Genomic DNA, 16,688 nt, shown 5'->3' with positions numbered 1-16,688 from the left:
AACACCGAACAGGGCGTTTGTCCAGGCCCACCCGCGGTCCGGGTCGGAGAGCATCTGGATTTCGTCGATGACCGCGACATCGATCGGGCGGGTCAGGTCGGCCGTCTCGATCGTCCGGGCCGTATGGGTTGGTTCGAACTCGCCCAGCACTTCCTCGCCCGTGACCATGCCGGCCCGAAGGCCGCGCTCGCGCAGCGCCTCGTAGTTTTCAAGTGCCAGGAGCCGCAGCGGTGCCAGGTAGGCGCCGGTCGGGGCGGCGCTCAGCGCCTGGAGAGCCGCATAGGTCTTTCCCGAATTCGTGGGACCCATGTGGAAGAGGATGCGCCGGTTCAACCGGCGGGCGGCGGCGAATTTCTCGATATAGGCACCGAACCCGACTTGATCCCGCAGGCGCCGCAGGCGTGAGCCCTCGCGCGCCACGGCTTTTGCGCGCTGGCGGACCGGCGTGAGAGCATCCGCGAGGGAACGGGCTAGCCTCGGACCGAAGTTGAACGGGCGGGAGCGCAGCGAGCGGTCCAGATGCTCGAGATAGGCCGCCGCATCGGCGCCCACCTCGCGAAGATCGACGAGGATCTGAGACCTGAGCCGATCGACCGGCTTGCGCAGGTCGCGCGTGGTCTGGACTGCCATCTCCGTTACGGCAGCGCGCAGTTCTTCCAGCCGGCGCGTCGGATCGTTCCGCGCCGCCATGCCTTGGAGGATCTCGGCGATGATCGGGTCCGGCGCGGCATCGATACGCACGTCCATGCGGCCGGCATCGAGCAGCGGGATGCCGACCCGGACGGTCCAACGGATGCTCTGGTCCTTGGCCACAACCGCCTTGAGGGCAGGGACCGCTCGCTTGACGGCCGGAATGCCGGCCTCGATGAAGGCACGCGCCGTCTTCATCTCGCGCAGAGCGAGCGCCACACGCTCGTCCTCGACGGCCGCTCCGAATTCCGGCAGTTCGAGGTGGATGCGCAAAGCCTCGACATCGATGTCGGCCGGGGACAGGCCGAGACGGCCGGCGGCCTCGATCAAGCTTTCGGCTGTGGGGCGGAGACGCTTGCGGGCCATGCACTCACTCTCGACGACGTCTGTCCCGAAGCCGGATCTCTCGGCCTCACCTTGCTCCGTTCATAACCCGTTTTTGCCGGGGTGTTCTCCGGGGTGATGGAAGAAGGCGCCGGAGAAGGCCCCAAGGACAACACATGCCTCGAAAGCGTGATTCTCCGAAAGGTCAGCTGTGCTGCCAGAGCCGTATTCGTAGGCTGCCTTTCACGTGCGGAATCGCAGCCCAGAACAGGTGCTCGATCGGCCGCGACAAGGGGGTGCCGGTGACGAAGCTCGTCCTCTCGCAGAATTCCGATGGTCTCTGGACGGTTTCGACGGCAGGGCTTGTCGTCACGGGCTTGCGCCGACACGAGGCGGAGGCATTCATCGCGTCTTACGAGCGTTGTTCGGCCCGATCTGAGCTGCAGACATCATCGCGATGCTCGTGCCGATGATATGCTTTGATTGGTCGATCTCAACCAGAGCGCCCGTGCCCTTTTGGTAACAGTGCAGTTAACCATTTTCGCCTAAAAGGCCTGTTCATACCAATGGACAAGCCTTCATGACGAGAACTGCTCCGAAGCCGGCCGGCCGCAAGCCCGATGCTGCAAAGTTTGCGTCCTGGAGCGATTACGACCCGTACTTCTCGCCCCGCAAGGCGCCCGCCGGCTCACAGGGGAGACCGTCCGCCCCCGCTTTGAACCGCAGCAACAGCCCGTATTTCCCAAGATTGTCAGGCGTATCGCAGGGCTGATCGTCGGCTCGAGGCGAGGGGCCGTATCGGGCGCTGTATCCGTGTTGCCGGAGACACTGATGCCCATGAGCGCAGTACGCACACATCGACTTGGCATCGTGAAGCCTCGCCAATAGAGCATCGTGCTGGAAATCGAATCCAGGACCATGGTCTATCCTCTTGTTTTCGCATCATCTTTTTCCGAAAGCCGGAGGCCACCTTTCGGGATGATGCTCTCGGACGCCCACACGAAAAAGCCCCGCCGCGGCTGGGCCGGGCGGAGCAAGGTGGGATTTACGAAACCCGCTGGAGGCGGGCATGAGGTAGACGGGCAGTCAGGGGTGTTCAGTCCGGCGGCCCTGCCCCACGCGCAACGCACGCCGCGCGCATCCCTTCTGAATCATGGCGATGCCAACCGATTGGGCCAGCGCACCAGGAGCCGCGCTGAGCGCTTGAGGTCGAGCCGATCGATCAACGTCTGCTTTCCTACCGGACCACTCGTCCCGGCAGAATGTCGGCCTCAGGGGCGGCTGCGTCCCATTGGCGGTCTTGCTCCCGCAGTCGCTCCGCACGCTCGCGCGCACGCGTTGTCTCCGGCGTCGCCTCAATTTCGGGCGCAGCCGCAACGGACGTCACACGCGGCCGTTCCGGCAACAGCGCTCGGATGAGAGCCGCGGCGATCCTGTCGAGGTCGGGTGCGGGGAGATCGAGTTCTTCCCTGATATCGGCACACCGCTTCAAGGCCAGATCGGCGCAGGTCTCGCCGGCCCAGCCGAATCGTCCGCCCGGCATGGCGCGCAGCCGCTCCAGCCGCCGCCCGTCGGTCGCGGTGCCGTCATGGAAGGCTCTCGCGCCAGGGACCAACCGCGCGAGTTCACGGAGCAGATGGACCCGGATTGCGCAGACCCGCACCGGGCCGATCTTGCGCACCGCCATAAGCTCGACCGGCGACGCGAGCGCCAGCGCGGCCATGTCGGCGAAACCGGCCTTACGCAGCCGGGCCCGGAGCGAGGCCGTCAGCAGTCCGCGCCCGTAGCCGCCGGCAGCGAGGCGTTCGGCGGCTTTCTCTGACAGGCCGTCAAAGAGAGGCAGATGCGCAGAGACCTCGTCGAAGAGCGTGGGCTGGAGCTTTCTCATGCCTTGGCAGGATCGTTTCACCCGCTCCTACCGTGACCGCTCGTCGATGTCTCTGGCGTTGCACTCTGCCCGGGGCTGATGCTCGTTGCCCTCGGACGAGTTCGTTCCCTTATGCGGCACGCACATTGGCCAGGAATTTCTCGACCTCGGATCGCAGGACGGCTGACTGATCCGCGAGGCCGTCGGCGGCGGTTGCGACCGCTCGAGCGGCCTGGCCGGCGCCTTCGGCCTCCTGTGCGACCTCGGCGATATTGGTCGTCACCTCGACGGTTCCCGTCGAGGCCTGGGACATGCTGCGCACGATCTCCTGGGTGGTCGCACCCTGCTCCTCGATCGCGGTCGCGATGTTCGTCGTCACGCTGCGCATCGCCTGAATCTGCCCTGCGATGTCTTGGATCGCCTGCGAAGCACCCTCGGTTGCGCCCTGGATCGCGGTGATCTGCTGGCCAATCTCGTCGGTGGCCCGCGCCGTCTGGCTGGCAAGCTCCTTCACCTCGGCCGCGACGACCGCAAATCCGCGCCCGGCTTCGCCCGCACGGGCCGCCTCGATCGTGGCGTTGAGCGCCAGAAGGTTGGTCTGGCTGGCGATGGTCGAAACCAAACCGACCACGTCCCCGATGCGGGTCGCGGCTTGGGCGAGCGCGGCCATCGTCTCCTCGGTGCGGGAGGCGGCCTGCACGGCCGCAGCGGACATGCCGGTGGCCTGCTCTACTTGCCGGCCGATCTCTTGGACGGTCGCGCCGAGCTCTTCTGCCGCCGTCGCCACGGCATTGACGTTGCTGGCTGTCTGGTGGGCGGCGCCGGCGACGCTGGTCGAACGTTGCGCCGTCCCCGACACCGCGTTCTGCATCGTCGCGGCCGAGTTCTGCAGACCCGCGACGGCTTGTGCCACCCCGGCGACGATGCCCCCCACGGAGTGCTCGAAGCGGTCGGCGAGGTCGCGCAGGAGGGTGCGGCGCGCTTGCTCTTCGCGCAGCCGTGCGGCTTCCGTCGTCTTGAGCTGCTGGGCGGCCTCTTCCAGAGACATGTCGCGGATCGTCACCACGGCGCGGGCGATGTCACCGATCTCGTCCCGGCGTCGGCTGCCCGGCACCTCAGCCAGCGTCTCGCGAGCGGCGAGTGCGGTCAGGGCTCGGGTGAGCGCACCGAGCGGCCGGACGATCGAGCGGGCGAGGAGCAGCCCGAGGATGGCCGTTCCCATGAGCACGACGAGCGCGGTGAGGGCGAGCGTGCGCGAAAGGGTCTGCGCCGCACCGACGGCTTCCGCCTCCGTCTGCTCCGCCACCACCGTCCAGGGCGCGCCCAGCACCGAAACCGTGGCGCTCGCCGCCATGTGGCGTCCGTCCGCCGCCGGATAGGTGAAGCTTCCGCCGGCGAGTTGCGATGCGGACAAGCCGAGGTCCGAGATCGGCGCGCCGGCCTTCACGGCCGGATTGAGGGGAGGATTCGAGCGGAGGCGGCCATCGGCGCCCGCTGCCAGGATTTGCCCGGTTTCGCCCAGACCTGCCCTTTTGGCGAGCGTCCGGTCGAACAGGGCAGGAGTCACACGAAGGGCGACGAAGCCAATCCGCTCCACCGCCTGCGCGGTGCCCATGGCGACGTTGGCTCGCTTGGTCATGGCCCGGCCGATGAAGGCCGAGGGTCCGCCGCCGACCGGATAGGCCGCGAAATCCTCGAACGCCATCGCCGCCGGATCCTGGCTCTTCAGGCGCTCAACGAGGCGCGCGAGCCCGGTTTCCTTGAGGGTCGGATCGGCGAGAGACTTGGCGAAGTCGTTGCCTTTGGTCGTCGTGTAAACGATGCGTCCGCTTTCATCGAGGAAGATCAGATCGGCATATCCCGGTTCGGCGACGATGCGGCGGGCCACTTCCTGTACTTTAACGTGCCGTCGACCGTACATCGCGGTCGCGGGCGTGCTGTCCAAAGCAACGCGCGCCTCGAGCGTCGGGGGGCTCTGGAAAGCCTCGACGATGCCGGCAAAATCGGGCTTCGACGGGTCGAGGGTCTCAACGAGATCGGGGAAGTTCGAGACGATCTGCGGATGGCCGGCGGCCGTCAGAAAGTCTGCCTGCATTCTGTCTGCCACAAGCTCAATACCATCGCGTCGAGCGGCCGCAGCGAGTTCCAGACGGGCCCCAGCCGCTTCGATGAGACCTGACCGGGCCGATGACCAGCTGAAACCACCCATCGCCGCAGCGCTTAAAAGGGCGAGGCCAATGGTCGTCGCAGGCAAGCGGACCCCGAGCCGGGATGCAGTGATCATAGATAGGCAGGCCAGGTTGGAATTCGTCGGCACAGAGTAGTGCCTTCCCGACGCTTAAATTTTTAATAACGGCTGGGCAGGCGATAGATCAGAGATAGGTTCGATCCCGGAATTTTGCGAATTCAAGCACCATGCCTGAAACGCAGGTGTCGAGCCGTATCTCGAAACGTCGGGAGGCAATACCCTAGCTGCACCTCGACAGGCCATCTCGGACACCCTGCATGACGCTGTCGAATGCCGACATAACAGTGTCTCACAAAACTCCCGGTCTCCGACCTTTCTCGCTCAGGCGACGACGGCGCGGCGGGAGTTTTGTGAGAGACGCACAACTGGAGGCCGCCGAGCGGGCAGCTTCGCGGGGATACACGCGGCAAACGCCTATGGCGCGAATGACAGGGACACCCTGCAACGAGGGCGCATTCCGACGAAGTGGTCACCGGTTCGTCGAAGAGTTCGCGTCAAAAAAGAGGTTAGAGACGCCGACCTGATGCAACGGGGTCGGATACGTCCCTAAGGCAGCCCATTCCTTTCAGAGCGGGAACGTGCGCTATCCTGTGGCCCGGCCGAGGTTGCGATCGTTGATCGCGGTGCCCATCACGAGCTGTCCGGTTCGGCCGCCCCGCATTCTGCCCGCCGATGCCTGCCCTCGGGCGGCGCCGAACGTCAAAGCTTCGACTTTTAGGCCCCTGCGCATGGTCTCCGGAAGATCGGAGTGGTCGTAGTAGCCCGCGTCATGGGCCATCGCATCCATGGCCTGGATTTCGTTGGCAGCCGCGCCAGTCCAGAGAATCGCGCCCGTTCCGCCCTGGCGAATTTGGAAAACCGACATCGTCGCTTCCTCACTGGGTGTTCCAGGATGAGACGCGCAAGTCGAGCCGTCGTTCCCCGCAATGAAGCCGGGACCGAGCGGCAGTCATGGACCTATCGGTAAAGCCAAGGTGGCACGGCGCCAACACGCGGGCAGGGATCGAAGGCTAAAATCGGTTTGATTTTAGTGTTTTACAGGTATCTGGCGGTGGGAGCGTCCGCAAGATTAATTTTTTCTTTCATCTAAGTGATTGTTAGCTACGAATATATCTCCGAATTGGTGTTCGAATGTTGGACGTTTTGTTGGCCACTGAAAGCGGCTGATGGAATGGGTCAAGCGCCCGTTCCATCGCCCGTTGCCGCTTCGAGCGCACGCTCGATGAAGCCAGATCGGGTGAGCCCGGCCGCTTCCGCCGCTTCGTCGGCGACGCGTAGCAGGCCCTTGTCGATCGTGATGTTGATGCGCAGCCGCTCACCCGGGACGCGCCTGGGGGTGACGAGCTGCGCGAGCGCACCGGCGGGGAGCGCTTCCAGATCGGCAGAGATCGCCGCCCAGGTGCGGGGAGGGGGCACAGGGTCGCCATCGTCGCGCAGGGCCGCGAGGTGTCCGGACAGCGCCTCGCGCCCCGCGTGGACCGCATCCTCGAAGCTGTCGCCGGCTGACACGCAGCCGGGCAGGTCGGGAAAGGTGACACCCCAGGAGCTACCGCCTTCGGGGGGATGGAGGATCGCGAAGTAGGAATTCATGAGAACCACCGATGAATACAAACGAGGTGAAGCGGAACGAAAGACACGGGTAGGCGGGGCTCAGAGCCCCGCCGCTTTCTTGATGGACGCGACCGTTTTGGGGTGCATGTCCTTTTTTGGATGGGGAACCGTGACCTTCCCCGGTTTATTCGGATGCTTGGAGTGGCGATGGCTTCCAGTTGTCGAGTGCCAGACCCACCCTTCCGCTTCCAAGGCCCGAATGAGTTCTTTCGAGTCCATGTCTCCGTTCCGCTTTGGTAAGTATGAAATACACACGAAATGGCGGTAGCGCAAGCGGATATATGTATTCTGTGTGTAAAAAGTAGAGCCCGGGGCGGAAACCCTGCCGCATCGAGCCTAGTGGTCTGAGTTAGAAGTTCGTTGGCAGCAGCGTTTGATGCTGGCGAGGATGGCGTCGGCTGACTTGGTCCAGACGAACGGCTTCGGCTCGGCGTTGGTCTGGTCGATGTAGGCGTGGATGGCGGCTTCAAGATCGCCCGTGGTCTCGAACACGCCGCGTTGAAGCTGGCGCCGCGTCAGCAGCGCGAACCAGCCCTCGACGAGGTTGAGCCAAGAGGCCGAGGTCGGCGTGAAGTGCAGGTGCCAGCGCGGACGCTTCAGCAGCCAGTCGTGGATGAGCTTGGTCTTGTGTGTGGCCGCGTTGTCGAGAACCAGGTGCACATCGAGATCCTTCGGCACATCGGCCTCGACCTGATCGAGAAAGGCGCGGAACTCGATGGAGCGATGACGCCGTGCGCAAGGGCCGATGACGCGACCGGCCTGTACGTCGAGCGCCGCGAACAGGTCGGTCGTACCAGCCCGTCGGTAGTCGTGGGTCTGGCGCTCGGGCTGGCCGGGGCGCATCGGCATCACCGGCGCGGTGCCGGTCAGCGCCTGGATCTGCGGCTTCTCATCGACACACAGCACCACGGCGCGGTGCGGTGGGGCCATGTAGAGGCCGACGACATCCCGGACCTTGTCGACGAAAGCCGGGTCGGTCGACAGTTTGAAGGCCTCGATCTTGTGCGGCTGCAGCCCGAAGGCACGCCAGATCCGCGAGACCATGGTCTGGCTCATGCCGACCCGCCGGGCCATGGCGCGTGTCGACCAGTGGGTGGCGTTCTCCGGCTGGCTCTCCAGGGTGCGCGTGATCATCTGTTCGATCTCGGTATCCGCGACCTGGCGCGGAGCGCCGGACCGGGGCAGGTCGACGAGACCGTCGAGGCGGTGCGCCAGGAAACGGGCGCGCCATGTCGTGACGCTCATGCGGCTGACGCCGAGCGCGCGAGCGATGCCGCTGTTGGTCGAACCCGGCTCAGCGCAGGCCAGCACGATGCGCGCACGCTGGGCGAGAGCCTGGCCGACATTGCGACGGCGCACCAGGCCTTGCAGCCGCGTGCGCTCATCCCCGGTCAGATCAAGGTGCGCTGGCTTGGGACCACGGGCCATCGTAGCGACCTCCTCGTAGAAGGCCGCCACATGGTGCTCGCGCGACAAAACCGCAAGGAAACTTCCAACTCAGACCGCTAGAGCGTTTTCGGTTTAATCTGGTTCGTATCCTGCTGCGGCGAAGAAGTTGGCGCACTCGTCTGGCGTGACGGTGTCGACGAGGCGTCCGATGGCCGACCACAATCCCTCGACGGTTCGCTCGGCCGCTTTGCGCAGGAGCGCCTTCAGCTTCGAGAACGCCATCTCGATGGGGTTGAAGTCGGGCGAGTAGGGCGGGAGGAACAAGAGCCGCGCGCCGGCTGCCGCGATCGCGGCACGCACGGCCGGCCGCTTGTGGCTTCCAAGGTTGTCCATGACGACGATGTCGCCGGGGCCGAGTTCGGGCACCAGAACCTGATCGACGTAGGCCTGGAAGGCGTCGCGGTTGATCGGCCCATCGAGCACGAACGGCGCGGCGATCCCGGACAGGCGCAGGCCGGCGACCAGGGTCGTGGTCTTCCAGTGACCGTGCGGGATGGGCGAGCGCAGCCGCTCGCCGCGCGGTGAACGCCCACGGGTGCGAGCCATGTTGGTGGAGGTCCAGGTCTCGTCGAGGAAAACCAGGCGCGCAGGGTCGAGATCGGGCTGGCCCTCGAACCAGGCCTCGCGCGCCGCTTTCACGTCCGGGCGTTCCTGCTCGGCGGCGTGAGCTGTCTTTTTTTCTAGGTGAGATCGCGTGCGTCGAGGAAGCTCCACAGGGTGCCGAGCCCCACCGTGAGAGCGTGCTCGTCCCGGAGCCGGGCGCGCATCTCCTCAAGGGTGATATCGTCTTGTCCGTCGATCAGTCCGCGCAAGAAGGCCTCGTGCGGATCGAGCTTCGAGCGGCGCGCTCGCCCTTGCGGACGAGCGGCCACCGTCCCAGTCGTCGTGAGCGCGGCCATCCAGCGGATCGAGGTCGCGATGCCGACCCCAAACCGCGCGGCCGCCTGGCGGCGCGAAGTCGTTGCCGCGGCCTTCACCACGCGCTCGCGCAGGTCCTGGCTGTAGGGTCGGCCCATGCTTCGCTCCTTCTCAAGAGCGATCAGTGAATCAGCCCAACAGCTTCGCGTGAACCCCACCTGCCCGATTCAGCTCAGACCGAAAACGCTCTAGCGGCGGCAATGCTCGCCGCCTCGCCTGCGATGGCCGAGACCACCACCGGACGTGCCTCCGTGATTGATGGCGACACTCTCGAGATCCGGGGGCAACGCTTTCGGTTGCAGGGCGTCGATACGCCCGAAAGCGCCCAGGTCTGCGGCGACGCGGCTGGCAAGGACTACACCTGCGGTCGGAAGGCGGCGCTCGCCCTCTCCAACAAGATCGGCCAGGGTAACGTCGCCTGCAAGGCGATCGAAAAGGACCGGTATGGCCGCACCGTCGCGGTCTGCCGCCTCGGCGCGCTCGACCTCAAGGGCTGGCTGGTCGAGGAGGGTCTCGGCATGGCCTACCGTCGCTACTCGACCGCCTATGTCGCGCAGGAGGATGCAGCGAAAAGGGCGAAGCGCGGGATCTGGGCGGGCCAGTTCACCCCGCTATGGGATTGGCGGAAGGGCGAGCGGGTGCCGGACATGGGTATGGCCGTACCCGGCGGGCCCGACGGTCCGATCCCCGCGCCGAAAGCGCCACCAACGGCCGCTACCGGCACCTGCGCCATCAAGGGCAACATCTCGCGCAAAGGCGATCGGATCTACCACCTGCCGGGCACGCGCGATTATGAGCGCACTCAGATCAATGAGGCTTCAGGCGAGCGCATTTTCTGCTCAGAGGAAGTGGCAAAGGCGGCAGGCTGGCGGGCGCCGCGCGGGCGAACAGTGTTGGAGGCAACGGCGGACCGCGGCCTGAGCGGCCCCATCAGCGTGATGACGCGCTCGGTCTCAGGCTCGCGATCTACGGCTTGCTCGTTTGTGTGCTGATCTACGGCTGCTGGCAGGCCGTGGCTTGGTTCGTGGCCTCCTTCCCGACAGACTTCCGGTAACGGCAGCCTGCTCAGCCTCGTCCACGGTCTCGGCCCGCACGAGGCGACCGTGCGGGAGATCTACGAGGCTGTCGGGCGTGAGGCCATGGCGACAGGCGCCAGCGACGACACCCGCATGGCCGAGGTGCGGAAGCGGATGCTCGCAGCAGTGCGCGGGAACTGAAACGAAAAAGCCCGACTTCGGTCGGGCCAAGCGAAGAATTACGTGCGGTGCATCAAGGCGCCGCTATGCAGTACAAGATTGTCTCACCGTCGCTAATTGTGTAGTTCTCTAAGAAGAACCGATAGCTTTGGTCGATAGCCCTAATATAGTCGGGTATCTCGATATAATCCTGCGGACGGTGATAAACTGAAATAGCAAGCTTCGGACGAAATTTACGGATCGCTGCCTCCGCGCCGCGAAGGGCTTCCATCTCATGGCCCTCAATGTCCATCTTGATGAAATCGACGCGCTCGACCGTGCCCTCAGAGACAAGGCTGTCGAGAGATCGCATGGGCACAGAACTTAGGTCGGCGAAGCCCGGATCTACCCGCCCTGAGACTAGCGATCCAGGCTGGTCGGTTTTACCCAGACCACTTGGGAATAGAACGATATTTGTGATCTCGTTGCGGGCTATGTTGGCCTCAATAATGCGATGATGCCTCTCCAGCGGATCAAAAGAGAACACCCGACCATCATGCCCAACGGTTTCGGCGAAATCGATGGCAGTGTCCCCAAAGCAAGCGCCGGCATCGACGACGTAATCTCCAGTTTCCGGTCTTACAGAAATTTCGCCGCGCTCATAATAATACTGACGCATCTTGAATGTGAAGAATATATTGGCCCGCAGGCACTCAATACTCAGTTCCCGCCCGCTGCTGGGAATGGAAAAGCGTTCAATTTCGTACCCGCACGCCCCCGCTGTAAACTCTGACGGATCGGCCGGCATCGCATCAGAAGATGCTCTAGCGCTCCAATAAGACGCGGTGTTGCTAGGAAGTCTGACGTAAGTATGACCGAGAGTCTTGAATAATAGAAGGCTGATAAACAGTTCCTTTGATCCCGCGTCTTCTAAGGCGTTATAGGTCCTTGCGAGACCATCCCAATTTGAAGTCACGAATGCCAGGAACTTTGAGCGTATTTCATCAAAATCATTCTGGGATGCGATTGCTCCAATCGGAGGATAATTTCGGTCGACATTATTTTTGGCGCGCCTCTTTAACGCCTCGATTAAGCCCCGGCAAACGAGATCTCTAAATGCGCCAACCTCATCGGAATTTTCAACAAGACCCGCCAATTTCAGCTCCGCCGGCAAAAAAATTTCATATAAGAATATCTGAGAAACAGCGGCAGGCAATGCGGCGCTTGCAGCAACGCTTGATTATTTCGCGCGGTTACGGCCTGTCGTTCGTCGTGCTCTGCCATTGACCGCCTGCTACCTCCAATGCCAATTACCCGCCCCATATCTCTTGGCCTCTCAGTCGGCGGATCGGCATATGCGCCCCAAGCGCGTCCTCATTGCGGACTTTGATTTTTTCACGGCGGTCGGTGGGGGGCAGACATTCTACCGGAGAGTGATCGAGCGCAACCCAAGCATGGTGTTCTATTATCCATCGAAAGGGCCGGATTTTGACAGGAAAAGAAAGCGGGAACTTCCGTGGAATGCGGAGCCTTTTCTTTTCAATACTCCCGATCTGACCGACACCTACAGAAAACTTTTTGACGAGGACGGCAATTGGGTCCGCCGAGAGTTCGGAGCCCAGTGGGCCGGCGTTGCTGCGGCACTGCGAGGGCAGCACTTCGACGTTCTCGACATCCCCGCGTTCTACCCGATCGGCTTTGCCGCCCGCCCCGTGCTCTCGGCCTTCGACGTGCAGGTGGATCGCGTCGTCCTGTCGATGCTCGGCTGGCAGAGCACGACCTGCCGGAGTTCTTACGACGATCTCAGCGAGGTTGCCGACGCTTACGAGCGCGAGGAAATCGCCGGGGCCGAGATCGCCGACATTCGCTACGTGATTTCCAATTTGGAGCAGGAGACCAGCCCAAGCACTGGTCTGCCGGTCGAAGTCCTCGACATGCAGGACACGATCGAGAGCATCCCGGCGCCGGCAGCCGTGCCGCCTGGAAGTGGCCCGCCGGCGCTCTGGTACGTTGGTCGCTTGGACGGTGCTAAGGGGCCCGACCTGTTCATCGAGATCGTCTCGAAGCTGCCGAAGCACCTGTACTCAGGCTGCTTTCTGGCCGGCCCGGACAACGACTGGAACCCGACCGCTAGGTGGTCCGACAAGGTCATTGACCTAGCGAAGGAGCGCGGTGTCGAAGCCTCCTATGTCGGCCGCATCAGCGACGAGGAGCTGCGCGACCGAGTCTATGGCGGACGTACGGTCATTGTAGTGCCGTCGAGAACTGACGCGTTCAACTATGTCGCCCTTGAGGCGCTACGCCACGGTTGCCCCATCCTCTTGTCCATCAAGGCTGGAGCGAACGGCTTTCTGAAGGACAACTTCCCGCAGATTGCCCCTCCGTCGATGGATCCGGACGACCTCGATGCCGCGGCCCGATCGCTCACCGATCTGCTTCAGAACTTCGAAGAGCGCGCTAGGCACCTGCGCGCCGAACTCCGCGCGAACGCCTTCAGAGAGCCGCGCACGGACTTCATGGGGCGCATCTACGGGGCGCGCACCGAGCGCTTGAGCGCTCGAGTGAAGGAGGCCGATCGTCTCGCCGGCGATATGCGGTTGCGGATGAAGAAGGTGGTGCCGAGGCAATTCGCTCCGGTTCTCACGGACCACCAGATCGAAATGCTGGCCAACTACGGCGTCTACCCCTACGTGGCGACCGACACGACCATTCCGAAGGTGTCCATCGTCCTGCCAGTCTATAACGGCGTCAACTTCTTCGAGGACGCCATACAGAGTGCCCTCGCGCAGGACTATCCGAACTTCGAGGTGATCGTCGTTGACGACGGCTCGACGGATGACACGCCCTCGCTTGTGGCGAAGTACGCATCCGATCCGCGCGTCGTATCGATCCGCAAGGCCAACGGCGGGGTTGCTTCGGCCCTCAACGCCGGCATCAACGCCATGTCCGGCCACTTCTTCTGCTGGCTTAGCCACGACGACCGCTTTCACCCGCACAAGCTTTCCCGTCAGGTGGAGCGCTTCCTTGAACTGGACACGCTCGAGCAGCGGACCGTCCTGATCTCCGACTACGATCTGATTGACGCCTCGGGGGCCTTGATCACGACCGTGTCGCATGAGCAGCGCATGGCCGGGAAGCCGTCCACAAATGCGCTGATGCGTGGGCTGATCCACGGCTGCAGCGTCCTCATTCCGCGGGACTTTTTCCGGGAAGTCGGGAAGTTCAACGAGGCGCTGCCCTACACGCAGGACTACGACCTGTGGGGCCGCTCCCTCGGAAAGTACAAATTCGTCCATATGGCGGAAGCGCTGATCCAATCGCGCTGGCACGACGCGCAAGGCTCCAAGCGAGCCGACTTCACACAGGAGGCCGACGCGCTCTGGCTGAGGCTTCTTGATCGCGTGTCAACCTCGGACATGATCGCGATGGATGGAAGCGAATATGGCTTCTACGCCGCTCAGGCCGGCTTCCTCAGAGAGGCTGGGGCGCACGGCGCCGCGGCGGAAGCCGTCAAGCGGGCCGAGCAAGCCCTTGATCGGGTGAAGGTGTCGGTCATCATCCCGTTCTACCGCGGGATACATCAACTAAAAGGCGCCATCTATTCGGCGCTGTCCCAAACTCACCGGAACATCGAAGTCATCGTCGTCTACGACGAGCCCGACCAAGACATGTCCGAGATCCGCCTCATGCCTGAGATGGGCTACAGGGTATTTCTTTATTGTCAGAACCGGCGCGGGGCTGGAGAGGCGCGCAATTACGGGATCAACAAGGCCACGGGCGATTATATTTCCTTCCTCGATGCCGACGATCTGTTCCTTCCATACAAAGTCCGGCACCAGCTTGCGGCAATGCAATCAAAACGGGCTCGCATCTCGCACACGTCGTATCTTGGCTTGTGCGTTGATGGCACTTTGGCGTCGATGGTGTTCGATTCTGGAACCTGCACCGGCAACGTGTTTCCGGGCATCATCGCCAACTGCCCGATCGCGATGCCTACCGTCATGGCGCAGACATCATTCATCCGGCCGAACTTCATGTTCCCGGAAAACGCCCACGGCTGCGAAGACTTCCTGCTATGGATTAGGATTACCAAAGCGACCGAACTTCTCGGCATTGCTATGCCGCTGAGCGTAGTTCACATAACGGGCGGCACTATCGCTCACGATCCAGCCAAGCAGAAGACTTCTCTTGAGAAAGTCATAGCGACGCTCGAAGCTGATCCAGAGATTTATGTGCATGTTGAGCAAATCAACCATCTGAAGGGACTTGTTCAGATGTACGAAGCAAGGGCAGCAGCCGCATAATGGCCACGGGCACTTGCCCCGAAGCCTATCCCGTCTGAGCGACTAGGGAGCGGCACAAGGGCAGCACGTCCCGTGACCGCTTTCACGGGGCTGCATATCGGGAACGCCCTGAGCGTTCCCACCTCGATTCCGTCTAGATTTTCGGGCATGGGCCGGAGATATCGTTCTCAGCGACGGATGCCATGGCCGCACAAATTGAACCGCCCGCGCGTCAATTGCAACCGCCGAGCCGCCTCGACGTCTATCTCCGCGTCCTCAGCGCTTTGATGCTGCGCGATATGCGCAGTCGCTTCGGCGGAACCTACTGGGGCTACTTGGTGCAGGTGCTCTGGCCGTGTGTGCACCTCGGGATCATCGTAGGAGCAATGACATATCGCGGCCTGAAGCCGCCCATGACAGACAGCGCCATGCTGTTCGTTGCTACAGGTGCGTTGCCCGCACTCGGATTTCAGTACATTTCGCGTGAGGTCATGAAAGGATATTTGATTCACAAGCCTTTGACCTATTTTCCTCAAGTCAAAGGTTTCGATACTGTAGTCGCCCGCTGCTTGGTTGAAACTGTCAGCAGCTTCATGGGCGTTATTTTGATCTTAATCGTACTTTATTGTTTTGGCGCTGACCCCGTGCCAACCGATATGTTTTGCGCAATGACTGGGTACTTGGCCGCCATTTTCCTTGGAATAGGGATCGGAACAATCAACGTAGGGATATGTTCTGTTTTTCCTGGGTGGGCATTGGGTTATATCCTAGTCACATTGTTGCTATACCTTACAAGTGGCGTTTACTTTCTGGCATGTTATATGCCGGATGAAATATATAGTTGGATGAAATGGAACCCGGTTACCCAAATAATAGAATGGGTAAGATTAGGTTACGATCCGTCCCTGCCTGTTCAAATTGATTACGTCTATATTTTTGGGTGGATCTTTGGTAGTTTGGTCATCGGACTTCTCATGGAGCGCTACGTAGTTCGATCGCAGCAGTAATGCCTCGAACTCGTCGGTCTCGCACATGCCTTGCGCCCGACGAATTGACTTGAACGCAATAGGCCCTACAGCGAGCCGAGACACAGGCGGCGTTAAAAGCCTGCAAGGCCGAGGGGGTGGACGATGGCGGTTCTGGTCACGGGCGGCGCGGGCTACATCGGCAGCCATATGGTGCTCGCGCTGGTCGATGCCGGGCATGAGGAGGTCGTGGTCCTCGACGACCTCTCGACCGGTTACGACTGGGCTCTGCCTCCGGAAGTGCGTCTCGTCGTCGGCGACGTGGCCGACCAAGCGCTCGTCACCGAGACCATCCTGCGCCACCAGATCGACGCGGTCGCGCATTTCGCGGCCAAGATCGTCGTGCCGGAATCGGTCGCCGACCCGTTGGGCTACTATCTCGCCAACACCGTGAAGACACGCGCGCTGATCGAGACGGCCGCGCGCACGAATGTGCGGCACTTCATCTTTTCCTCGACGGCGGCCGTCTACGGCGAGCCCGAGACCGTGCCGGTGCCCGAGACCCTGGCGACGAACCCGATCAACCCCTACGGCCGCTCGAAGCTGATGAGCGAGTGGATGCTCGCGGATGCCGCCGCCGCGCACGGCTTCACCTACGGGGTGCTGCGCTACTTCAACGTGGCCGGGGCCGATCCGCGCGGGCGTTCCGGGCAATCGATGCCGGCGGCCACCCACCTCATCAAGGTCGCGACGCAGGCCGCGCTCGGTCAGCGCACGCATCTGGAGGTGTTCGGCACCGACTATCCCACCCGCGACGGCTCGTGCCTGCGCGACTACATCCAAGTCTCGGATCTGGCCGCGGCGCATCTCACCGTTCTCGACCATCTGCGCGGCGGCGGCGGCAGCCTGACCGTCAATTGCGGCTACGGCCGGGGCTACTCGGTTCTGGAGGTCGTGGAGGTGGTCAAGCGCATCTCAGGCCGTGACTTCGAGGTGCGCTTGTCGCCCCGCCGTGCCGGTGATCCGGCCCAGATCATCGCCGGTGCCGACCGCATCCGCAACGAACTCGGCTGGACCCCGAAACACGACGACCTCGACGCCATCGTCGCCCAGGCGCTCGCCTGGGAGGATACCCTGGCGAAGCGGAATTTGACGTGA

Annotated in this window: 13 protein-coding genes (1 of these 13 cut by a window edge); 4 read left to right on the top strand and 9 right to left on the bottom strand. The window is 62.8% G+C overall.

All coding sequences use genetic code 11. The annotated features are described in order from the left end of the window. The 8 genes from Y590_RS02700 to Y590_RS25345 all read right to left on the bottom strand — a co-directional run. Positions 1 to 1,056: the 5' end (the start) of a helicase-related protein gene (locus tag Y590_RS02700; protein ID WP_060768533.1), read on the bottom strand. Its footprint begins 1,089 nt before the window's first position; the window shows 1,056 of its 2,145 coding nt (coding positions 1-1,056); the start codon lies at positions 1,054 to 1,056; its stop codon lies beyond the left edge, outside the window. Positions 1,057 to 2,251: 1,195 nt separating this feature from the next. Further along, positions 2,252 to 2,902 carry a hypothetical protein gene (locus Y590_RS02695; protein WP_060768532.1) on the bottom strand — a complete coding sequence of 217 codons (651 nt, stop codon included), beginning with the start codon at positions 2,900 to 2,902 and terminating at the stop codon, positions 2,252 to 2,254. Between the two features lie 109 nt (positions 2,903 to 3,011). Continuing rightward, positions 3,012 to 5,165 carry a methyl-accepting chemotaxis protein gene (locus Y590_RS02690; protein WP_060768531.1) on the bottom strand — a complete coding sequence of 718 codons (2,154 nt, stop codon included), beginning with the start codon at positions 5,163 to 5,165 and terminating at the stop codon, positions 3,012 to 3,014. A 547-nt stretch (positions 5,166 to 5,712) separates the two neighbouring features. Further along, positions 5,713 to 5,994: a hypothetical protein gene (locus tag Y590_RS02685; protein WP_060768530.1), complete on the bottom strand. Its 282-nt coding sequence runs from the start codon at positions 5,992 to 5,994 to the stop codon at positions 5,713 to 5,715. Positions 5,995 to 6,305: 311 nt separating this feature from the next. Further along, on the bottom strand, positions 6,306 to 6,719 hold the full coding sequence (locus Y590_RS02680) for a type II toxin-antitoxin system HicB family antitoxin (RefSeq protein ID WP_060768529.1): 414 nt from the start codon (positions 6,717 to 6,719) through the stop codon (positions 6,306 to 6,308). Between the two features lie 60 nt (positions 6,720 to 6,779). Further along, positions 6,780 to 6,959, bottom strand: coding sequence for a type II toxin-antitoxin system HicA family toxin (locus tag Y590_RS25350; protein ID WP_083530731.1), 180 nt, complete (start codon positions 6,957 to 6,959; stop codon positions 6,780 to 6,782). Positions 6,960 to 7,076: 117 nt separating this feature from the next. After that, positions 7,077 to 8,168: an IS630-like element ISMex18 family transposase gene (locus Y590_RS02675; RefSeq protein ID WP_060772123.1), complete on the bottom strand. Its 1,092-nt coding sequence runs from the start codon at positions 8,166 to 8,168 to the stop codon at positions 7,077 to 7,079. A gap of 93 nt (positions 8,169 to 8,261) precedes the next feature. Beyond that, positions 8,262 to 9,205, bottom strand: a protein-coding gene (locus Y590_RS25345; protein ID WP_144439908.1) for an IS630 family transposase whose coding sequence is annotated in 2 segments (ribosomal slippage) — positions 8,262 to 8,872 and positions 8,872 to 9,205 — 945 coding nt in all. Because the reading frame shifts where the segments join, the coding sequence is not laid out codon by codon here. 123 nt (positions 9,206 to 9,328) lie between these two features. Here Y590_RS25345 and Y590_RS02660 point away from each other — a divergent pair. Further along, positions 9,329 to 10,099: a thermonuclease family protein gene (locus Y590_RS02660; protein ID WP_286161841.1), complete on the top strand. Its 771-nt coding sequence runs from the start codon at positions 9,329 to 9,331 to the stop codon at positions 10,097 to 10,099. 277 nt (positions 10,100 to 10,376) lie between these two features. Here the strand turns inward: Y590_RS02660 and Y590_RS26195 are convergent, their stop codons facing one another. Next, a complete protein-coding gene (locus tag Y590_RS26195; protein ID WP_144439910.1) occupies positions 10,377 to 11,498 on the bottom strand; it encodes an FkbM family methyltransferase in 1,122 nt (373 codons plus the stop codon). 139 nt (positions 11,499 to 11,637) lie between these two features. On the opposite strand from Y590_RS26195, the gene Y590_RS02650 reads away from it, so the two are divergent. The 3 genes from Y590_RS02650 to galE all read left to right on the top strand — a co-directional run bounded on the left by Y590_RS02650 (position 11,638) and on the right by galE (position 16,688). Further along, positions 11,638 to 14,586, top strand: a complete 2,949-nt coding sequence (locus Y590_RS02650) for a glycosyltransferase (protein ID WP_060768527.1) — start codon at positions 11,638 to 11,640, stop codon at positions 14,584 to 14,586. Positions 14,587 to 14,768: 182 nt separating this feature from the next. After that, positions 14,769 to 15,572, top strand: coding sequence for an ABC transporter permease (locus Y590_RS02645; RefSeq protein ID WP_060768526.1), 804 nt, complete (start codon positions 14,769 to 14,771; stop codon positions 15,570 to 15,572). A 123-nt stretch (positions 15,573 to 15,695) separates the two neighbouring features. Continuing rightward, a complete protein-coding gene (gene galE / locus Y590_RS02640) occupies positions 15,696 to 16,688 on the top strand; it encodes a UDP-glucose 4-epimerase GalE (RefSeq protein WP_060768525.1) in 993 nt (330 codons plus the stop codon).

Origin of the sequence: Methylobacterium sp. AMS5 (assembly GCF_001542815.1) — a bacterium.
Taxonomy (GTDB): domain Bacteria; phylum Pseudomonadota; class Alphaproteobacteria; order Rhizobiales; family Beijerinckiaceae; genus Methylobacterium.
This window is presented reverse-complemented; position numbering and strand designations above follow the sequence as displayed.